The organism is Geobacillus sp. 46C-IIa, assembly GCF_014679505.1.
Taxonomy (GTDB): Bacteria; Bacillota; Bacilli; order Bacillales; family Anoxybacillaceae; genus Geobacillus.
On the sequence record NZ_CP061474.1, the window covers coordinates 1,080,359 to 1,095,275 of the forward strand.

General features: G+C 56.4%; 16 protein-coding genes and 1 riboswitch. All 16 genes read left to right on the forward strand.

The features are described 5' to 3' along the window. Positions 1-94: 94 nt before the first annotated feature. The 16 genes from nagA to IC803_RS05580 all read left to right on the forward strand — a co-directional run bounded on the left by nagA (position 95) and on the right by IC803_RS05580 (position 14,913). Complete coding sequence (nagA, locus tag IC803_RS05505; protein ID WP_081209162.1) at positions 95-1,312, forward strand: N-acetylglucosamine-6-phosphate deacetylase; 1,218 nt, start codon at positions 95-97, stop codon at positions 1,310-1,312. Further along, positions 1,299-2,054: a glucosamine-6-phosphate deaminase gene (nagB, locus tag IC803_RS05510; protein ID WP_081209160.1), complete on the forward strand. Its 756-nt coding sequence runs from the start codon at positions 1,299-1,301 to the stop codon at positions 2,052-2,054. Before nagA ends, nagB begins: the two co-directional genes overlap by 14 nt. Beyond that, entirely contained in the window at positions 2,051-2,779 is a 729-nt protein-coding gene (locus tag IC803_RS05515) for a GntR family transcriptional regulator (protein WP_081209158.1), read from the forward strand. Before nagB ends, IC803_RS05515 begins: the two co-directional genes overlap by 4 nt. A gap of 20 nt (positions 2,780-2,799) precedes the next feature. Next, the gene (gene nagE, locus IC803_RS05520) at positions 2,800-4,164 is read left to right on the forward strand and encodes an N-acetylglucosamine-specific PTS transporter subunit IIBC (RefSeq protein WP_081209344.1); all 1,365 of its coding nucleotides are present in this window, start codon (positions 2,800-2,802) and stop codon (positions 4,162-4,164) included. A gap of 57 nt (positions 4,165-4,221) precedes the next feature. After that, positions 4,222-5,139 (forward strand): DUF7916 family protein, encoded by a 918-nt coding sequence (locus IC803_RS05525; RefSeq protein WP_081209156.1) that lies wholly within the window; start codon positions 4,222-4,224, stop codon positions 5,137-5,139. 376 nt (positions 5,140-5,515) lie between these two features. After that, on the forward strand, positions 5,516-6,130 hold the full coding sequence (locus tag IC803_RS05530) for a PH domain-containing protein (RefSeq protein ID WP_081209154.1): 615 nt from the start codon (positions 5,516-5,518) through the stop codon (positions 6,128-6,130). 146 nt (positions 6,131-6,276) lie between these two features. After that, positions 6,277-6,744, forward strand: a complete 468-nt coding sequence (locus tag IC803_RS05535) for an NUDIX hydrolase (protein WP_369826942.1) — start codon at positions 6,277-6,279, stop codon at positions 6,742-6,744. An 83-nt stretch (positions 6,745-6,827) separates the two neighbouring features. Next, positions 6,828-7,027, forward strand: a riboswitch (cobalamin riboswitch). A gap of 141 nt (positions 7,028-7,168) precedes the next feature. Continuing rightward, positions 7,169-8,128 carry an ABC transporter substrate-binding protein gene (locus IC803_RS05540; protein ID WP_081209150.1) on the forward strand — a complete coding sequence of 320 codons (960 nt, stop codon included), beginning with the start codon at positions 7,169-7,171 and terminating at the stop codon, positions 8,126-8,128. Further along, positions 8,115-9,149: a FecCD family ABC transporter permease gene (locus IC803_RS05545; protein WP_143421088.1), complete on the forward strand. Its 1,035-nt coding sequence runs from the start codon at positions 8,115-8,117 to the stop codon at positions 9,147-9,149. The genes IC803_RS05540 and IC803_RS05545 overlap by 14 nt, the downstream gene beginning before the upstream one ends. Then, positions 9,146-10,621 (forward strand): adenosylcobinamide amidohydrolase, encoded by a 1,476-nt coding sequence (locus IC803_RS05550; RefSeq protein WP_081209146.1) that lies wholly within the window; start codon positions 9,146-9,148, stop codon positions 10,619-10,621. Before IC803_RS05545 ends, IC803_RS05550 begins: the two co-directional genes overlap by 4 nt. Continuing rightward, a complete protein-coding gene (gene cbiB / locus IC803_RS05555) occupies positions 10,618-11,589 on the forward strand; it encodes an adenosylcobinamide-phosphate synthase CbiB (RefSeq protein ID WP_081209144.1) in 972 nt (323 codons plus the stop codon). Before IC803_RS05550 ends, cbiB begins: the two co-directional genes overlap by 4 nt. Further along, positions 11,546-12,616, forward strand: a complete 1,071-nt coding sequence (gene cobD / locus IC803_RS05560; RefSeq protein ID WP_081209142.1) for a threonine-phosphate decarboxylase CobD — start codon at positions 11,546-11,548, stop codon at positions 12,614-12,616. The genes cbiB and cobD overlap by 44 nt, the downstream gene beginning before the upstream one ends. Further along, positions 12,613-13,170: a bifunctional adenosylcobinamide kinase/adenosylcobinamide-phosphate guanylyltransferase gene (locus IC803_RS05565; RefSeq protein WP_081209140.1), complete on the forward strand. Its 558-nt coding sequence runs from the start codon at positions 12,613-12,615 to the stop codon at positions 13,168-13,170. The genes cobD and IC803_RS05565 overlap by 4 nt, the downstream gene beginning before the upstream one ends. After that, on the forward strand, positions 13,167-13,955 hold the full coding sequence (locus IC803_RS05570; RefSeq protein WP_081209138.1) for an adenosylcobinamide-GDP ribazoletransferase: 789 nt from the start codon (positions 13,167-13,169) through the stop codon (positions 13,953-13,955). Before IC803_RS05565 ends, IC803_RS05570 begins: the two co-directional genes overlap by 4 nt. Continuing rightward, positions 13,913-14,563: a histidine phosphatase family protein gene (locus IC803_RS05575; RefSeq protein ID WP_081209136.1), complete on the forward strand. Its 651-nt coding sequence runs from the start codon at positions 13,913-13,915 to the stop codon at positions 14,561-14,563. The genes IC803_RS05570 and IC803_RS05575 overlap by 43 nt, the downstream gene beginning before the upstream one ends. Continuing rightward, positions 14,497-14,913 (forward strand): bifunctional adenosylcobinamide kinase/adenosylcobinamide-phosphate guanylyltransferase, encoded by a 417-nt coding sequence (locus IC803_RS05580; protein WP_081209134.1) that lies wholly within the window; start codon positions 14,497-14,499, stop codon positions 14,911-14,913. The genes IC803_RS05575 and IC803_RS05580 overlap by 67 nt, the downstream gene beginning before the upstream one ends. Positions 14,914-14,917 lie beyond the last annotated feature (4 nt).

Consider the following 14,917-nt stretch of genomic DNA (forward strand, 5'->3'; position numbering starts at 1 on the left):
GGCCGCCTCTTTTTTTTTGATATTTCTCATTTTTAGTGGTCTAGACAACTAGAATATATGATGTTATGATCATCATAGAAAGAGAGGGATGGCTATGAAACGGCGGCTGTTAAAAAACGCTGTCGTGTATGCGGAAACAAGGAAAATTGACCAGGGATATGTGTTGATCGAGGGAGAGAAAGTGGCCGATATCGGTCCGATGTTACGATGTCCAACCGATATTGAGGCAGAAGTGATCGAGCTTTCTCCACGATTTTCCGTCATACCAGGATTGATTGATGTTCACATTCACGGAGCAGCCGGGGCGGATGTGATGGATGCGACGCCGTCAGCGCTCCAGGCGATGGCTAACGCCTTGCCGGCGGAAGGAACAACAAGCTTCCTGGCGACGACAATGACGGCACCAAGCGAACAAATCGAAGTGGCGCTTATGAACGTAGCGCGCTATATGGAGCAGGCGAACGACCCGGGTGCGGCTGAAGTGCTCGGTGTTCATTTGGAAGGGCCGTTTTTGTCGCCAAAGCGCGCCGGGGCGCAGCACCCGCGTCATCTCATCGACCCGGACGTTTCGCTATTTCGGCGTTGGCAAGAAGCTGCCCGCGGCCATATCCGCCTTGTGACGCTCGCCCCGGAGCGGGACGGGGGGCTTGATCTTGTCGCTTATTTAAAGAAAACGGGGGTCGTCGCCTCGATAGGCCATTCCGACGCCATTTACGACGAGGTGAAAGCGGCGGTCGCCGCTGGGGTGACGCACGCCACCCACTTATTTAACGGGATGCGCGGCATTCACCACCGCGAACCGGGCGTCGCCGGTGCGGTACTCATGCACGATGAGGTCGTGTGCGAGTTGATTGCCGACGGGCTGCACGTTGCGCCGCCGATGGTTCGTTTTACTTACCGGAATAAGGGGAGCGATGGGCTCATATTAATCACTGACGCCATGCGCGCCAAATGTCTTGGTGATGGAAAATATGATCTCGGCGGCCAGGAGGTGACCGTTAGCCGTGGAGAGGCGCGTCTTGCCGACGGCACGTTGGCGGGAAGTGTGTTAAAGCTTGCTGATGCCCTTCGCCGTGTGATCGACTGCACCGGTTGCACCCTCGAAGAAGTGATTCGCATGGCAAGCTGGAATCCGGCGAAACAGCTTCGCATCCTTGACCGGAAAGGGAGTCTGCGGCCGGGGAAAGACGCCGATATTGTTGTGCTTGACGAACAATATGGAGTAGCAATGACGTTTTGCCGCGGCGTGCTCGCCTACTGGAAACAAAGCGAAACACAAGGGGCAGGGAGGGACGGTCATGAAACTCATTGAGGTTGCGGACTATACGGACATGAGCCGCCAGGCGGCGAGAATGATCATCGAACAAGTCAAGGAAAAACCGACGGCGGTTCTCGGGTTAGCAACCGGTTCGACGGTGCTTGGCGTGTACCGTGAACTTGCTGCCGATCATCGGCAGCACGGAACATCGTACCGGCTCGTGCGCACGGTGAATTTGGATGAGTATGTCGGGCTCGGACCAGATCATCCGAATAGCTATCGCCATTATATGAATCACCACTTGTTTGCCCAATTGGACATCCCGCTTCACGAGACGCACGTGCCGGACGGCCTGGCCGCTGATCTAGATGAGGAGTGCCGGTGCTATGAGCAGCTGATTGATGCGCTAGGTGGCATTGATTTACAGCTCTTAGGCATCGGCCGCAACGGCCATATCGGCTTTAACGAGCCGGGGACGCCGTTTTCATCGACAACCCATGTCGTTGAACTGGCCGCCTCGACGCGCGAAGCGAACGCCCGCTTTTTCCCGTCGCTGGATGACGTGCCGCATTACGCCATTACGATGGGGATCGCGACCATTTTGCGGAGCCGCCGCATCGTGCTGTTGGCATCAGGGGAGGAAAAAGCTGCGGCGCTCGCTCGGCTGTTCGAAGGCATCGTTTCGCCCGAGCTGCCGGCTTCGGCGCTTCACCTCCATCCGGACGTTACGATCATCGCCGACCAAAAGGCGCTGTCACTCATTCCGAAGGAACAGCGGCAGGTGGATGTCCCATGATTGATAAACAATCCCCTGTACCAATCTACTACCAGCTCGAGCAGTATATGAAGGAGAAAATCGAAAAAGGGGAGTGGCAGCCGGGGGAGATGATCCCGTCAGAGCGCGAGTTGGCGGAAACGTATCATATTAGCCGGATGACCGTTCGCCAGGCGGTCAACAATTTGGTCAACGATGGCTACCTCATTCGCCGGCGCGGAAAAGGGACGTTTGTCGCGGCGAAAAAAATCGAGCAGCCGCTGAAAGGACTGACGAGCTTTTCCGAAGATATGCGATCGCGCGGCATGGAGCCGGACACCATCGTTCTTGGCTTTGAAACGGTGCCGGCTTCCGGGAAACTGGCCGAATGGCTCGCTGTTAAGGAAGGGGACGCTCTTTACGAAATTCGCCGCCTTCGTTTAGCCGACGGTTCGCCGATGGCGCTCGAAACGCTCTACATTCCGCGCGCATTGGCGCCTCACTTGACGCGCGAGATTGTAAACGGTTCCGTTTATGAGTTTATGGAAAAGGAAGTCGGATTCGCCATCGGCACCGCCGTCCAAGTGCTTGAAGCGTCCGTCGCCCGCAAGCTGGAAGCCGAGCATTTGCAGGTGAAAGAAGGGGCGCCGGTGCTGCTGCTTGAGCGCCGCACATACCTTGATGACGGCCGGCCGCTCGAAGTCGTCAAATCGGTGTACCGCGGTGATCGGTACAAATTCATCGTTGAAATGGAACGGCGAAAATAAAAAGGGAGGAATGGATGGTTATGTTAGGATTTTTACAGCGTCTAGGAAAAGCGTTAATGCTGCCGATTGCTGTTTTGCCGGCAGCCGGATTATTGCTTCGGCTCGGCCAGCAGGACTTATTGAATATTCCGTTTATCGCCGCCGCGGGCGATGCCGTGTTTTCCAACTTGGCGCTGATCTTCGCCATCGGCGTCGCCATCGGCTTTTCAAAGGACGGCAACGGCGCCGCCGCACTCGCAGGGGCGATCGGCTATTTTGTTTTGACGAAAGGCGCTGCCGCGATTGATAAAGACATCAATATGTCTGTATTAGGCGGCATTATCTCCGGGGTGATCGCCGGGCTTTTATACAACCGTTATCATGATATCAAGCTGCCCGACTGGCTCGGCTTTTTCGGCGGCCGACGGTTTGTGCCGATCGTGACATCGCTTGTTATGCTCGTGCTTGCTCTCGTTTTCGGCTACATTTGGCCGCCGATTCAAGACGGCATTAATGCGGTCGGCCATTGGATCGTTGGCGCTGGGGCTGTTGGCGTCGGCATTTTCGGGTTCTTAAACCGGCTGCTGATTCCGGTCGGATTGCACCATGTGTTAAATAGTTTCGTCTGGTTTGTGTTTGGCGAGTATAACGGCAAAACCGGCGATTTAAGCCGATTTTTCGCCGGTGACCCGGATGCAGGGATTTTTATGGCTGGCTTCTTCCCGGTGATGATGTTCGGTCTCCCAGCGGCGGCATTGGCAATGATCGCCGCGGCGAAGAAGGAGCGGCGAAAAGCAGTCGCCGGCGCGCTCCTTGGCGTAGCGTTGACATCGTTTTTAACCGGGATTACAGAACCGATCGAATTTTTGTTTATGTTTTTATCGCCGCTCTTGTATGTCGTTCATGCCGTGTTGACCGGTTTGTCGCTGGCGGTGGCGACGGCGCTTGACATCCATCACGGGTTTACGTTCTCGGCCGGTGCGATTGACTTTTTCTTAAACTATGGAATTGCGCAAAAACCGTATTTATTAATTGTTCAAGGACTCATCTATGCGGCGGTCTATTTCGTTGTCTTCTACTTCCTGATTACGAAGCTCAATTTAAAAACGCCGGGGCGTGAAGATGACGTAGAGGGAGAGTTTACCGACAGCGGAGCGGCGCGGTCGGGCGTAAAATATGAAGAGCTAGCGGTAAAATATATAGGAGCATTGGGAGGAAAAGAAAACCTCACACAAATTGACAATTGTGTCACACGCTTGCGCTTAAAAGTAAAAGATATGTCAAAAGTCAACGAAGCTGAATTGAAGCGTTTAGGGGCGAAAGGTGTGCTTCGTCTCAATCAAACCGATTTGCAAGTGATCGTTGGAACGGATGTCGAATTTTTAGCCAACGCGATGAGAAAATGATCAAAAGTGAATGGACAGATCGTTCGTGTATGCGAACGTCAGGAAGGAAGGGCGCTTATGAAACGATTGTTGGATTGCAGCGCTTCCGATTTCCGCAAGATGGATGGGAAACAGTTGAAGCGAGCGATTCAGGCGTCAGAAGGCAGAGTGATCGTTGCCGAAGTCATCGGGGAATTTGCGCCGCTTTATCCAGCGGTCACCAATGCCGAACTGGCTGCGGCGTTTGGGGCGGATTTGTTGCTGTTGAATTGGTTCGATGTGTTCCGGCCGGCTGTGAACGGTGTGGATGTGAATGAACCGGATCACATAGTGGAACGGTTAAAGCAGTTGACAGGGCGCCCGGTTGGCGTCAATTTGGAGCCGGTTGACCCGAATGCGAAGCAGCTCGAGGAGCTTGCATCGCTGCCAAAAGGGAGAAGGGCAACGGCGGAGTCACTGCAACAAGCAAAGCGGTTGGGAGTTGACTTTATTTGCCTGACCGGAAACCCGAAAACAGGGGTGACGAATGATGAGATTGTGAAAGCCATCGAAACGGCGCGATCCATTTTGGGCGAGGACACCCTAATTATTGCCGGGAAAATGCACGCGGCAGGCGTTGCCGGCGAAACGGGGGGCGGCATCGTAACGGAAGAAGTGGTGATGCGGTTTATTCGCGCTGGCGCTGACGTCGTTTTGATGCCGGCTCCAGGAACCGTGCCAGGGGTGACATTAGACAAGACAGAGAAGCTTGTTCGGGTGGCGCACGAGCACGGGGCGCTTGTGATGCTGACGATTGGCACAAGTCAGGAAGGAGCGGATGAGCATACGATTCGCCAAATCGCGCTTGCGGGCAAAATGGCAGGAGCGGATCTACATCATATCGGCGACGCTGGCTATCATGGCATTGCCGTTCCAGAGAACATTATGGCGTATTCGATCGCCATCCGCGGCAAACGCCATACGTATATTCGTATGGCAAGGTCGCCGTTGAGATAAAATGGAATATGATCAGTTGGCCCCAAAAGCATTCGCTTTTGGGGCGTTTTTTTCGTGCAGAGAGTAGAGAGTGTATCAAGGGAGCGAAAGAGTAGATTTACGGCTGTGGAAAACAGTGGCCCTGTGCCGCTGTTGATTTTGTGACCAAATGCCGGCGTAAAAGGCGTTAGGCCTTTGATTTTTCAATGGCGATGAAACTTTTCTCCTATGCGCGCGTAATAATAAATGAAGGGCATGAGACGATATCCATCTACCGTTTGCTTGATGACGGTGGAAAGCCGCGTTTGTCCGCCCAGCCCTTCGCATCGCAAGACAGTGTACGGCATGCGGAAACGGGTGTTCATGAAAACGAAGGAGTCCGGAGAGGAGAATGGGTATGTTTGGAAAAGTCGCGGCCGATGTGCTTGGATTGAGCGACATCGGCTCGGTCATTCAGCCGAAAGACTACGACAAAGTGGATGCGGATGATTATGTGATGCATGAAGATGGAGAAAAAATCTACTTTCTTATCAAATCGAAGTCGGATGAGTATTGTTTCACCAACCGCGCGCTCATTCATCTGGACGGCACGAGCGCCGCAAGCAAAAAGCGGACGCTGCGCCGCTACGATTACTATAAGCATCCGATTTCCGACGTGTCGCTCGAAACAGCCGGGACGGTCGACTTGGACGCGGAAATCAAATTCAAAATCGGGTCGCACTCCTATTCGATTGATGTGCATAAAAAGCATATTGAGGAATTGAAAGATTTGTATAAATCGCTGCTGGCGATCGCGGAGATTTGCCATGAAAACGAAACGAAGTTCAACTATGCGGAGCGGAGTTTGGAACTGGCGGCCAAGGTGTTTGCCAACATGCGCGGCGACGGGGCCAATGTGTCGGCGGATTTTCAGGCCGTGAATGAATACGCTTTTCGCTGGCTGACGGAAGCGAAAAAGAACTATACGGTGAAGGATTTCGGCTTTGTGTTTGACAAATATATTCAACAGTGACGAGATGAAGGTTGTATCGGGGAAAGACGCCGTGCCGGAGGCGAGGCATCTTTCTTTTTTTTTTTTCAAGATGGCAGTAAAGATGGGGCAGCTGCTTTTTTTCTGCAGGGAGGGCTAGGATCATTCCGCATATGTAGGAGGAGAGCGTGATGGATAAACATCGACAAGCCATTATCGCCGTTTCAGCCTATATTACGAATGACACGGGAGAGGTTTTGCTTGTTAAAAGCTGTGACCGCTCCGATACGTGGGAAATGCCGGGCGGACAAGTTGAACCGGGCGAGCCGCTCGATCGGGCCGTTCAGCGCGAGGTGCATGAAGAGACTGGCGTTGACATCCGTCTCATCGGGGTCAGCGGCGTGTACTACAATGAAACTAAAAATATCATAAACATTGTATTTAAAGCGACATATGTGAAAGGAAACGTTTCTCCCCAGCCTGAGGAAATTCAAAAGGCGAAGTTTGTGTTGATCGATGAGTCGAATATTGATGAATATGTGACATGGCCGCATTTGAAATCGCGGGTGCTCGATGCGATGAAAAGGGGATGCTCTGTTCCGTATGAAACATGGGTTATGAATCCATCTCGATTGTCTGCAAGAGTGGGAAGGTGACGACTTCCCTCCAACCTGCTGTAAATTCATAGTTGTCAAATGCTAAACGCTGCATTATTATAAAAATGTCCATATCCGACAAATTCATCAACTCGCAGCAAGGTGCCGCGAAGGCTTAATAGGGAATCCGGTGGGAATCCGGAGCTGTCCCCGCAACTGTCAATGCGGACGAAATGAAATCGCCACTGTACGGACAGATGGCTTGCGCTGTTTTCCGTACGGGAAGGCTTCAGAGTAGGATGAAGCATGAGCCAGTAGACCTGCCTTGCCTGCGCAACAGTTTCCGAATCTTCGGGGGGTGAGACGCGGAAGCGGTCGCACAGGCATTTTTGTGCTTACAGGAGGCCGTTTCGCGCTCATTCCCGGATTCAGACGGAATGGGCGCTTTTCCTTTACATACATCACTCAAAGGGGGAACGAACTGATGAAGCGTTGGAAATGGCCTGCGGCGCTGGCTGCTCTCATCCTTTTGGCCGTTATGCTTGCCGGTTGCAGCAGCGGAGCGGGAAACAGCGCCCAGCCGGCAAAAAAAGAGGAGCCGAAAACGGAACAAACGGCGTTTCCGGTGACGGTGAAAGACGGGCTTGGGGAAGATGTCACCATCAAAGCGGAACCGAAAAAGATCGTCTCGCTCATTCCAAGCAATACGGAAATCGCCTATGCGTTGGGGTTGGGCGAGAAAATCGTCGGCGTCAGCGATTTTGACAATTATCCAGAGGATGTGAAAACGAAAACGAAAATCGGCGGCATGGAATTTAACGTCGAGAAAATTATTTCTCTAAAGCCGGATCTTGTTCTCGCTCACGCATCAAGCGCCCATAACTCGAAGGACGGCCTGCAGCAATTGAAAGACGCCGGCATCACCGTGCTCGTTGTCCATAACGCCGCGTCGTTTAACGATGTGTATGCGTCGATTGAACTCATCGGCAAGGCGACCGGAACGGCGGACAAAGCGGATCAAGTCATCAATGACATGAAGGCGAAACTGGCGGAGGTGAAGGAAAAAGCAAAACAAATTCCGGCCGACAAGCAGGCGAATGTCTGGATTGAAGTGTCGCCGCCGCCGCAACTGTATACGACCGGCAAAGGAACGTTTATGGACGAGATGCTTAAGGTGATTTCTGCCAAAAATGTTGCCGGCAGCTTAGAAGGCTGGCCGATGGTGACCGAGGAACAAGCGGTCGCATACAAACCGGACGTCATCATCACGACATACGGGGGAGCGAAACAAGTGCTTGAGCGCGCCGCTTGGAAGGACGTGCCGGCCGTGAAAAACAAGCGGGTGTATGATGTCAACACCGACCTAGTGAGCCGGCCGGGTCCGCGTCTTGTCGAAGGGGTCGAGGAACTTGCCAAAGCCATTTACCCGGATGTGTTTAAGTAAAACGTGGATATATATTGTGGCCGCTGCTGCGGCTGTCTTTTCACTGCTCGTAGGGATATCGACCGGGTCGCTGTCGATTCCCTTTTCTTCTATTATCGGCATTCTCGCCGCCGAATGGTTCGGGATGCCGCTTCCAGCCGACATTCCGGCGGATTGGGTGCCGATTGTGATGGCGATCCGTCTGCCGCGCGTGGTGCTTGCCTTTTTGGTCGGGGCTTCCTTGGCGCTTGCCGGAGCGGCGTTTCAAGGATTGTTGAAAAACGCGCTCGCCGATCCGTATACGCTCGGCGTCTCGTCCGGTGCGTCCGTCGGGGCGGTGCTCGTTATTTTTCTCGGCTGGCAATGGCCGCTGCTCGGCACGTTTACGCTGCCGATCGTGAGCATTTTATGCGGCATGGTGACGCTTGCCGCTGTCTTGACGTTCACCCGCATGGTTGAACGGCGAATGTCGGTCGAGACGATCATTTTAGCCGGCATTATTTTCGGCGCCTTTTTCAGCGCCTTTATTTCGCTCATGATCGCCTTGACTGGAGAAGAATTGCGGCAAATCATTTCCTGGCTGATGGGGAGCGTGGCGATGCGCGGATGGAAGTATAGCGGGCTATTGTTGCCGTTTTTTCTCGTTGGCGCGGCAACAATCATCGCCAACGGCCGCGAACTGAACGCGTTCGCGTTCGGCGAGGCGGCGGCGCTTCACGTCGGCGTCGATGTCACACGCCGCAAAATCATCATTTTGACGGCGGCCGCGCTGCTCACCGGCGCGGCGGTGTCGGTGTCGGGAACGATCGGCTTTGTCGGGCTTGTCGTTCCACATATGGTTCGGCTTGTGTGCGGGCCGAACTATCGGGTGCTTTTGCCGCTGTCGCTCTTGTACGGCGGGGCGTTTCTTGTGCTTGCCGATGTGGCGGCACGGACGATCATTGAGCCGCGCGAGCTGCCGATCGGCGTCATTACATCGCTCATCGGCGCCCCGTTGTTTGCCGCCCTATTTTTCCGAAAAACGAAACGAAAGATGGGATGACCATGCTCGACGTGCGTGCCGTATCGCATCGGTACGGACAGAAACAAGTGCTTGACGGCGTGACGTTTTCCGTTGAAAAAGGGGAGCTGTTCGGCATTTTGGGGCCGAACGGCAGCGGGAAGACGACACTGCTCAAATTGATCAGCAAAGAGCTCCCGCTTGCAAGCGGCGAGATTGCCATAAGCGGTCGGCCGCTTTCCGAGCTGTCGGCAAAGCAATGGGCGCGGTTGGCCGCCGTTTTGCCGCAAACGGCGGAAACGGCGCACGGCTATACGGTGAAAGAAACGGTGGCGCTCGGCCGCTACGCCCATCAGCACGGCTTGTTTCCGACGTGGACGCCAGAGGATGAAACCGCCGTTCAAGAGGCGCTTGCCGCTGTCGGTTTGGCTCACAAAATCGATGTGCCGCTCGAGCGGTTAAGCGGCGGCGAGCGGCAGCGGGCTTATTTGGCTCGGGCGCTTGCCCAAGAGCCGCAGCTGCTCTTGTTGGATGAGCCGACCAACCATATGGATATAAGCGGGCAAGTTCGTCTTCTTGACCAGCTCGCCCAAGCCGCGCGCGCACGCGGCTTGACGGTGGTCGCTGTCTTTCACGACATGAGCGTTGCCAGCCTGTATTGCGATCGAGTGCTCGTTTTAAAAGAAGGAAAAACAGCCGCGCTCGGCGCGCCGGCGGACGTCATGACGCCGGAGCTGCTGAATGACGTGTTTGCCGCCCCGGTCGTGCGCCAAGCACATCCGGCGGCGGCGAAGCCGATGTTTTCGTTTGTGCCGCAACATCAACGCGAGAAAGCGCCGTCCATCGGCGGGATGCGCCCGTCTTTTCTCGATGACGCCGTCGTTCTCGCCGCTCGCACCCCGCTGCGCGTGCTATCCTCAGCGCTTGTCGGCGGCGGGTTTCAATGGGCGACCCATTTCGTCAACCGCCATGTTGGCTTGGACTACGATTGCCGCGATGCGGAAGGAGACATGCGGCGTTATTTGGAACAGCACGGATTTCCCGTTGCCCGGACGATCGGCATGATGACCGCCGTCGATGTGCGCGATGCCGTCTGGCGCCGGAAAGATGGGGAAGCGTTTTCGGTTGCGGTCATGGTGACGGCCGGCGTCGGCAATGCGGTTGACGCCGCCCGGGCGTGGCAGCATCAGCCGCTTGTGGCGAAGCCGGGGACGATCAATATGGTCGTCGTCATCGGCGGGACGCTGACTGAGGCGGCGTTCGTTCAGGCGGTGATGACAGCGACGGAAGCGAAGGCGAAAGCGCTGGCCGACCGCTCGGTGTATGACCCGGAAACGGGAACCGCCGCCACCGGAACGTCGACTGATTCACTCGCAGTGGCGGCGACGCAAACCGGACGGACGTTCGCCTATGCTGGGACGGCGACCGAGCTTGGCCGCGTGCTCGGCCGGCTTGTGTATGAGGCGACAGTCGAGGCGCTCGACCGCTATGAGCGGCGGAGGGGAAAACGATGACTCATCTGGTGGCGTTGACGTTGGCATTGTTTCTTGATGCGCTGTTTGGCGACCCGCGCTGGCTGCCCCATCCGGTGCGCGGGATGGGGGCGCTCATCGCTTATTTTGATCGGCGTTGGAATCAAGGAAGCGGCCGCCGGGCTAAGGGGGTGGCGGCCGTAGCCGCCGCGTTGGCCATCGTCTATGGATTGTCCGCGCTCATCGTTCATATCGGCTACGCCTTATCAGTATACATTGGCGCAGCAGTCGAAGCAGTGCTGATTTTTACAGCCATTGCGACCAAAAGCCTTGCTGAAGCGGCTGAGGATGTGCGCCGGCCGCTTGAAGCGGGCGATCTTCCGGCGGCGCGCCGCGCGCTGTCGATGATCGTCGGCCGCGATACCGAACGGCTCGATGAAGCCGGCATCACCCGTGCCTGTGTGGAAACGGTAGCGGAAAACACGAGCGACGGCGTTACCACCCCGCTCTTTTATGCAGCCATTGGCGGCGCCCCGCTCGCCTTATTGTATCGAGCGGTGAACACGTGCGATTCGATGATCGGCTACAAAAACGAGAAGTATCATGAATTTGGCTGGGCGGCTGCCCGGCTCGACGATGTGCTGAACTATATTCCGGCGCGGCTGACGGCGCTCGTGATGGTTTTTGCTTACGGCGGCCGCCGCCTCCGCCGCTCTTTGGCCGTGTTGTTTCGCGACGCCCGCCGCCATCCGAGCCCCAACAGCGGCTGGCTTGAGGCTGCGATGGCTGGATTGCTCGGTGTTCAGCTGGGCGGGACAAACACATACGGCGGCATCGTCTCCGAGCGGCCAACGCTCGGCGACCCGGACGTTTCGCTTCGCTCCGTTCATATTCGCCGAGCGGTCAGCATCATGGCCGGGACGGTGTTCACCTTTACGCTGCTGCTATGGATCGGGGGGATGATCATTGCATTGGCCGGCGCATGGGGCGAGTCCACACGCGCTTTATAAGCGGTGCGGACTTACGCCTCCAGCTGAGTATATTGATTTCAGCGTCAATACGAACCCGTACCGGCTGCCGCCTTCCGCCTGGCCGAACAGCGAAGAGTGGATCCGCTGGGCCAGTGAGTATCCCGACTTAGAAGCGGAAGCGCTCGTGGCGCTGATCGCCAGGCAGGAAGGGATTGAGCGTGGGCAAGTGCTCATGACGAACGGGGCGGCCGAGGCGATTTATTTGTTGGCGGCCTTGTTTGCCGGCCGGCGGGTCGGCGTGTTGGAACCGACGTTTTCTGAGTATCGGCGCGCCTGCCTCGCCTACGGTTGCGAGGTAACGGCGTTTATGGCCGCGGAAGAACGCGGTTTCTCTTATGATATTGAAAAAGCGGCGGCGTGGGCGGCGGGGCGGGACATCGTGTTTTTATGCCATCCGAACAATCCGACCGGGACGGCGGTGCCGGAGCATGAACTTCGGTCGTTCATTGATGCGGCCGATCAAGCCGGTACGTATATCGTTGTTGATGAAGCGTTTTATCCGTTTTGGCGCGGCGGGTTTACCGCCATGCGCTGGCTGGACCGCCACCCGCACCTCATTGTGCTCCGATCATTGACGAAAATCCATCATTTAGCAGGGGTGCGCCTCGGCTATGTCGTTGCCAATGAGGAGATCGTTGCCGCGTTAAAAACGCGGCAGCCGCCATGGAGCGCAAGCCAAGTTGCTCAGCAGCTGGCGATCCGCTTTTTGCAAATGGAGCCGTTTGTGGAGTGGACAAAAGAGCGGCTGGCCGCCGAGCGGGAGCGGGTGTTTCGTATGCTTCCTACCGAACGGTATGACGTCTCGCCGTCGGTCGTCAACTTTTACTTGCTTCGTCCGCGGTCAGGGCGGACGGAGGCGCTGCTCTTCCATTTATTAAAGAAAGGGATTGTACCGCGGCATACGATGAATTTCCCAGGGCTTGACGGCCGTTACGTGCGGCTGGCGGTTAAAACACAGACCGAAAACGACCGGCTTCTCGAAGCCTTGATGGGGTGGGATGGATGATCGTGTTTGTGAGCGGTGCGGTGCGCAGCGGCAAAAGCGAAGCGGCGGAAGCGTGCGCTAGGCGTCTCGCCCACGGCGGCCGGCTCCATTATCTCGCCACTGCACGGGCGGCGGATGCAGAAATGGCGGCGCGCATCCGCCGCCATCAAGAGCGGCGCACAGCCAGTGGAACGCATTGGACGGTGTGGGAAGCGCCGGCACGCCTCGGCCGGTTTGCCCGGTCGCTTCATCCTTCCGACGTTGCGCTCATCGATTGCTTAACCGTGTGGCTGGCGAACGAGCTGTTTAGCGGCGACAGCTGGCGAACAGAGGAGGCGTCATTCGTCATCGCTCGTCGGCTGCTTGATGACGTGCGGAGCTTAGCGGATGTCTGCCGAGCTGTTGTCATCGTTTCAAACGAACTGTTTTCCGGCGGCGTACCGGCCGATCCTGGCACGTTTCACTATATGAAAACGCTCGGATGGCTTCATCAACAGCTGGTCGCGGAAGCGGCAGCCGCCGCAGTCGTTGAATGCGGCCTCGTTCGAGTGAAAAAAGGGCGGTGGCCGCAATGAAGCAGATGTGGAACGGTTGGCTGTTGGCGCTGCAGCTGTTTACCGTTATTCCGATTCGGCGCTCCATTGAATGGAATGCCCTTCATGTCCGTTGGCTTGTGCGCTTCATGCCGCTTGCGGGGGCGGCGATCGGGGTGTTGGCTGCTGGGGTGTATGCTTTATGCTCTATATTTTCGTTCGGCTCGCCGGCTTTTCTGGCGCTTCTCCTTCTTTGGCTTGGCATTTGGATGGCCGGCGGGCTGCACGCCGATGGTTGGATGGATGTGAGCGACGCCTTTTTTTCGTATCGCGACGCCAAACGGCGGCAGGAGATTATGTCCGATTCGCGCGTCGGCGCCTTTGCTGTCTTGTCGCTCGTCTGTTTATTGTCGTTTCGTTGGCTGTTTTTGTATGAGACGATTGAGGCGGGGATTCCGCCGATGTTGTTTGTTGCCGTGCCGCTGTTGTCGCGGACAGGGGCCGCCTGGCTGCTTTGCGTCGGCAAGTTGGCGAAACCAACAGGAATGGCGGCATCGGTGCGCGAATATAGTTCATGGCGCGATGCCGTCTTGTCGCTCGCGCTCGCCTTTCTCGCCCTTTCGCCTCTTTCGGTGTTTGGGGGCGTCCCAGTATGGATGAGTGCCGCGCTCGTTATGGCGATGGCGCTTTTGGCGCTAGCGGCCAAGCCATGGGCGGAAAAACAGTTCGGCGGCGTCACCGGTGATGTGCTCGGAGCGCTCATTGAAGGAGGGGAGACGCTTTTATGGGGCGTCGTTTGGCTATTACATTCATCCGCCATGGGATGACGGAGTTGAACCGCCAACAGGTGTATATCGGCTGGACGGATGCGCCGCTGGCTGCTGCTGAGCGCGTTCGGCTCCGCCGCCTAAAGCCAAAGCTGCCTATGGCGGTCGACCGGATTGTTTCAAGCGATCTTCGCCGCTGCCGGGAAACGGCGATTTTGTTGTTCGGCGGCCGTCCGGCGGACTGGTGGACAAGCGAGTGGCGCGAGCTGTCGTTTGGCGTTTGGGAAGGAAGAACGTTTGCCGAATTAGCCGGAGAACCGGCGTACCGCCGATGGCTTGAAGCGCCGTTTTCCGCAGCACCGCCCGGAGGCGAAAGCTATGACGCTTTTCAGGCGCGCATCACACAGGCGCTCGCGGAGACGATCGCTTTGGCTGAGCGAAGCGGCGCCCGCCATATCGCCGTCATCACCCACGGCGGCCCGATCCGTCTTATGCTTGAGCAATATGCGCCGGTTTCGCGTTCGTTTTGGGAATGGGATGTGCCGTTTGCCGGCGGGTATACGCTTGATTCAACGCTCGAGCGTTGGAAAGGGGGAGAGCGATGCATTTCGTTGTCGGCGGTGCGTTTCAAGGAAAACGAAAATGGGTGCGGGAACGGTACGGAATAAGCGATGGTGTTCATATGGTATGGCATGACGGCTATCAAGAGCCATACGGGCTGCCGGACGGCGTCAAGGCGGCGAAAACCGTCGTCTTTGATGGGCTCGAAGCCGCCATTCGCCGCCTTCCGGATGCTGAAGAATGGGAGCGATTTTTCCGCATTTGGAAGCAATGGGAAGACGAAGTGGCCGGCCGCACCGTCGTCTGGATTGGGACGGACGTAACGCAAGGCGTCATTCCGACCGCTCGAGAGGATCGGCGTTGGCGCGACGCGGTCGGGATATGCTATCAGCGGCTTGTCGCCATATGCTGCCGCGTCGACCGAATTTGGTGTGGGCTGGCAGAACGATTAAAATAAGGGG

What these genes read in the sequence shown, in the direction of transcription:
- IC803_RS05580 (WP_081209134.1), top strand. Translation starts at nt 14,497, where the DNA reads ATGCATTTCGTTGTCGGCGGTGCGTTTCAAGGAAAACGAAAATGGGTG.
- nagE (WP_081209344.1), top strand. Translation starts at nt 2,800, where the DNA reads ATGTTAGGATTTTTACAGCGTCTAGGAAAAGCGTTAATGCTGCCGATT.
- IC803_RS05530 (WP_081209154.1), top strand. Translation starts at nt 5,516, where the DNA reads ATGTTTGGAAAAGTCGCGGCCGATGTGCTTGGATTGAGCGACATCGGC.
- IC803_RS05565 (WP_081209140.1), top strand. Translation starts at nt 12,613, where the DNA reads ATGATCGTGTTTGTGAGCGGTGCGGTGCGCAGCGGCAAAAGCGAAGCG.
- nagB (WP_081209160.1), top strand. Translation starts at nt 1,299, where the DNA reads ATGAAACTCATTGAGGTTGCGGACTATACGGACATGAGCCGCCAGGCG.
- IC803_RS05550 (WP_081209146.1), top strand. Translation starts at nt 9,146, where the DNA reads ATGACCATGCTCGACGTGCGTGCCGTATCGCATCGGTACGGACAGAAA.
- IC803_RS05545 (WP_143421088.1), top strand. Translation starts at nt 8,115, where the DNA reads ATGTGTTTAAGTAAAACGTGGATATATATTGTGGCCGCTGCTGCGGCT.
- IC803_RS05570 (WP_081209138.1), top strand. Translation starts at nt 13,167, where the DNA reads ATGAAGCAGATGTGGAACGGTTGGCTGTTGGCGCTGCAGCTGTTTACC.
- IC803_RS05540 (WP_081209150.1), top strand. Translation starts at nt 7,169, where the DNA reads ATGAAGCGTTGGAAATGGCCTGCGGCGCTGGCTGCTCTCATCCTTTTG.
- IC803_RS05575 (WP_081209136.1), top strand. Translation starts at nt 13,913, where the DNA reads ATGGGGCGTCGTTTGGCTATTACATTCATCCGCCATGGGATGACGGAG.
- nagA (WP_081209162.1), top strand. Translation starts at nt 95, where the DNA reads ATGAAACGGCGGCTGTTAAAAAACGCTGTCGTGTATGCGGAAACAAGG.
- cbiB (WP_081209144.1), top strand. Translation starts at nt 10,618, where the DNA reads ATGACTCATCTGGTGGCGTTGACGTTGGCATTGTTTCTTGATGCGCTG.
- IC803_RS05515 (WP_081209158.1), top strand. Translation starts at nt 2,051, where the DNA reads ATGATTGATAAACAATCCCCTGTACCAATCTACTACCAGCTCGAGCAG.
- IC803_RS05525 (WP_081209156.1), top strand. Translation starts at nt 4,222, where the DNA reads ATGAAACGATTGTTGGATTGCAGCGCTTCCGATTTCCGCAAGATGGAT.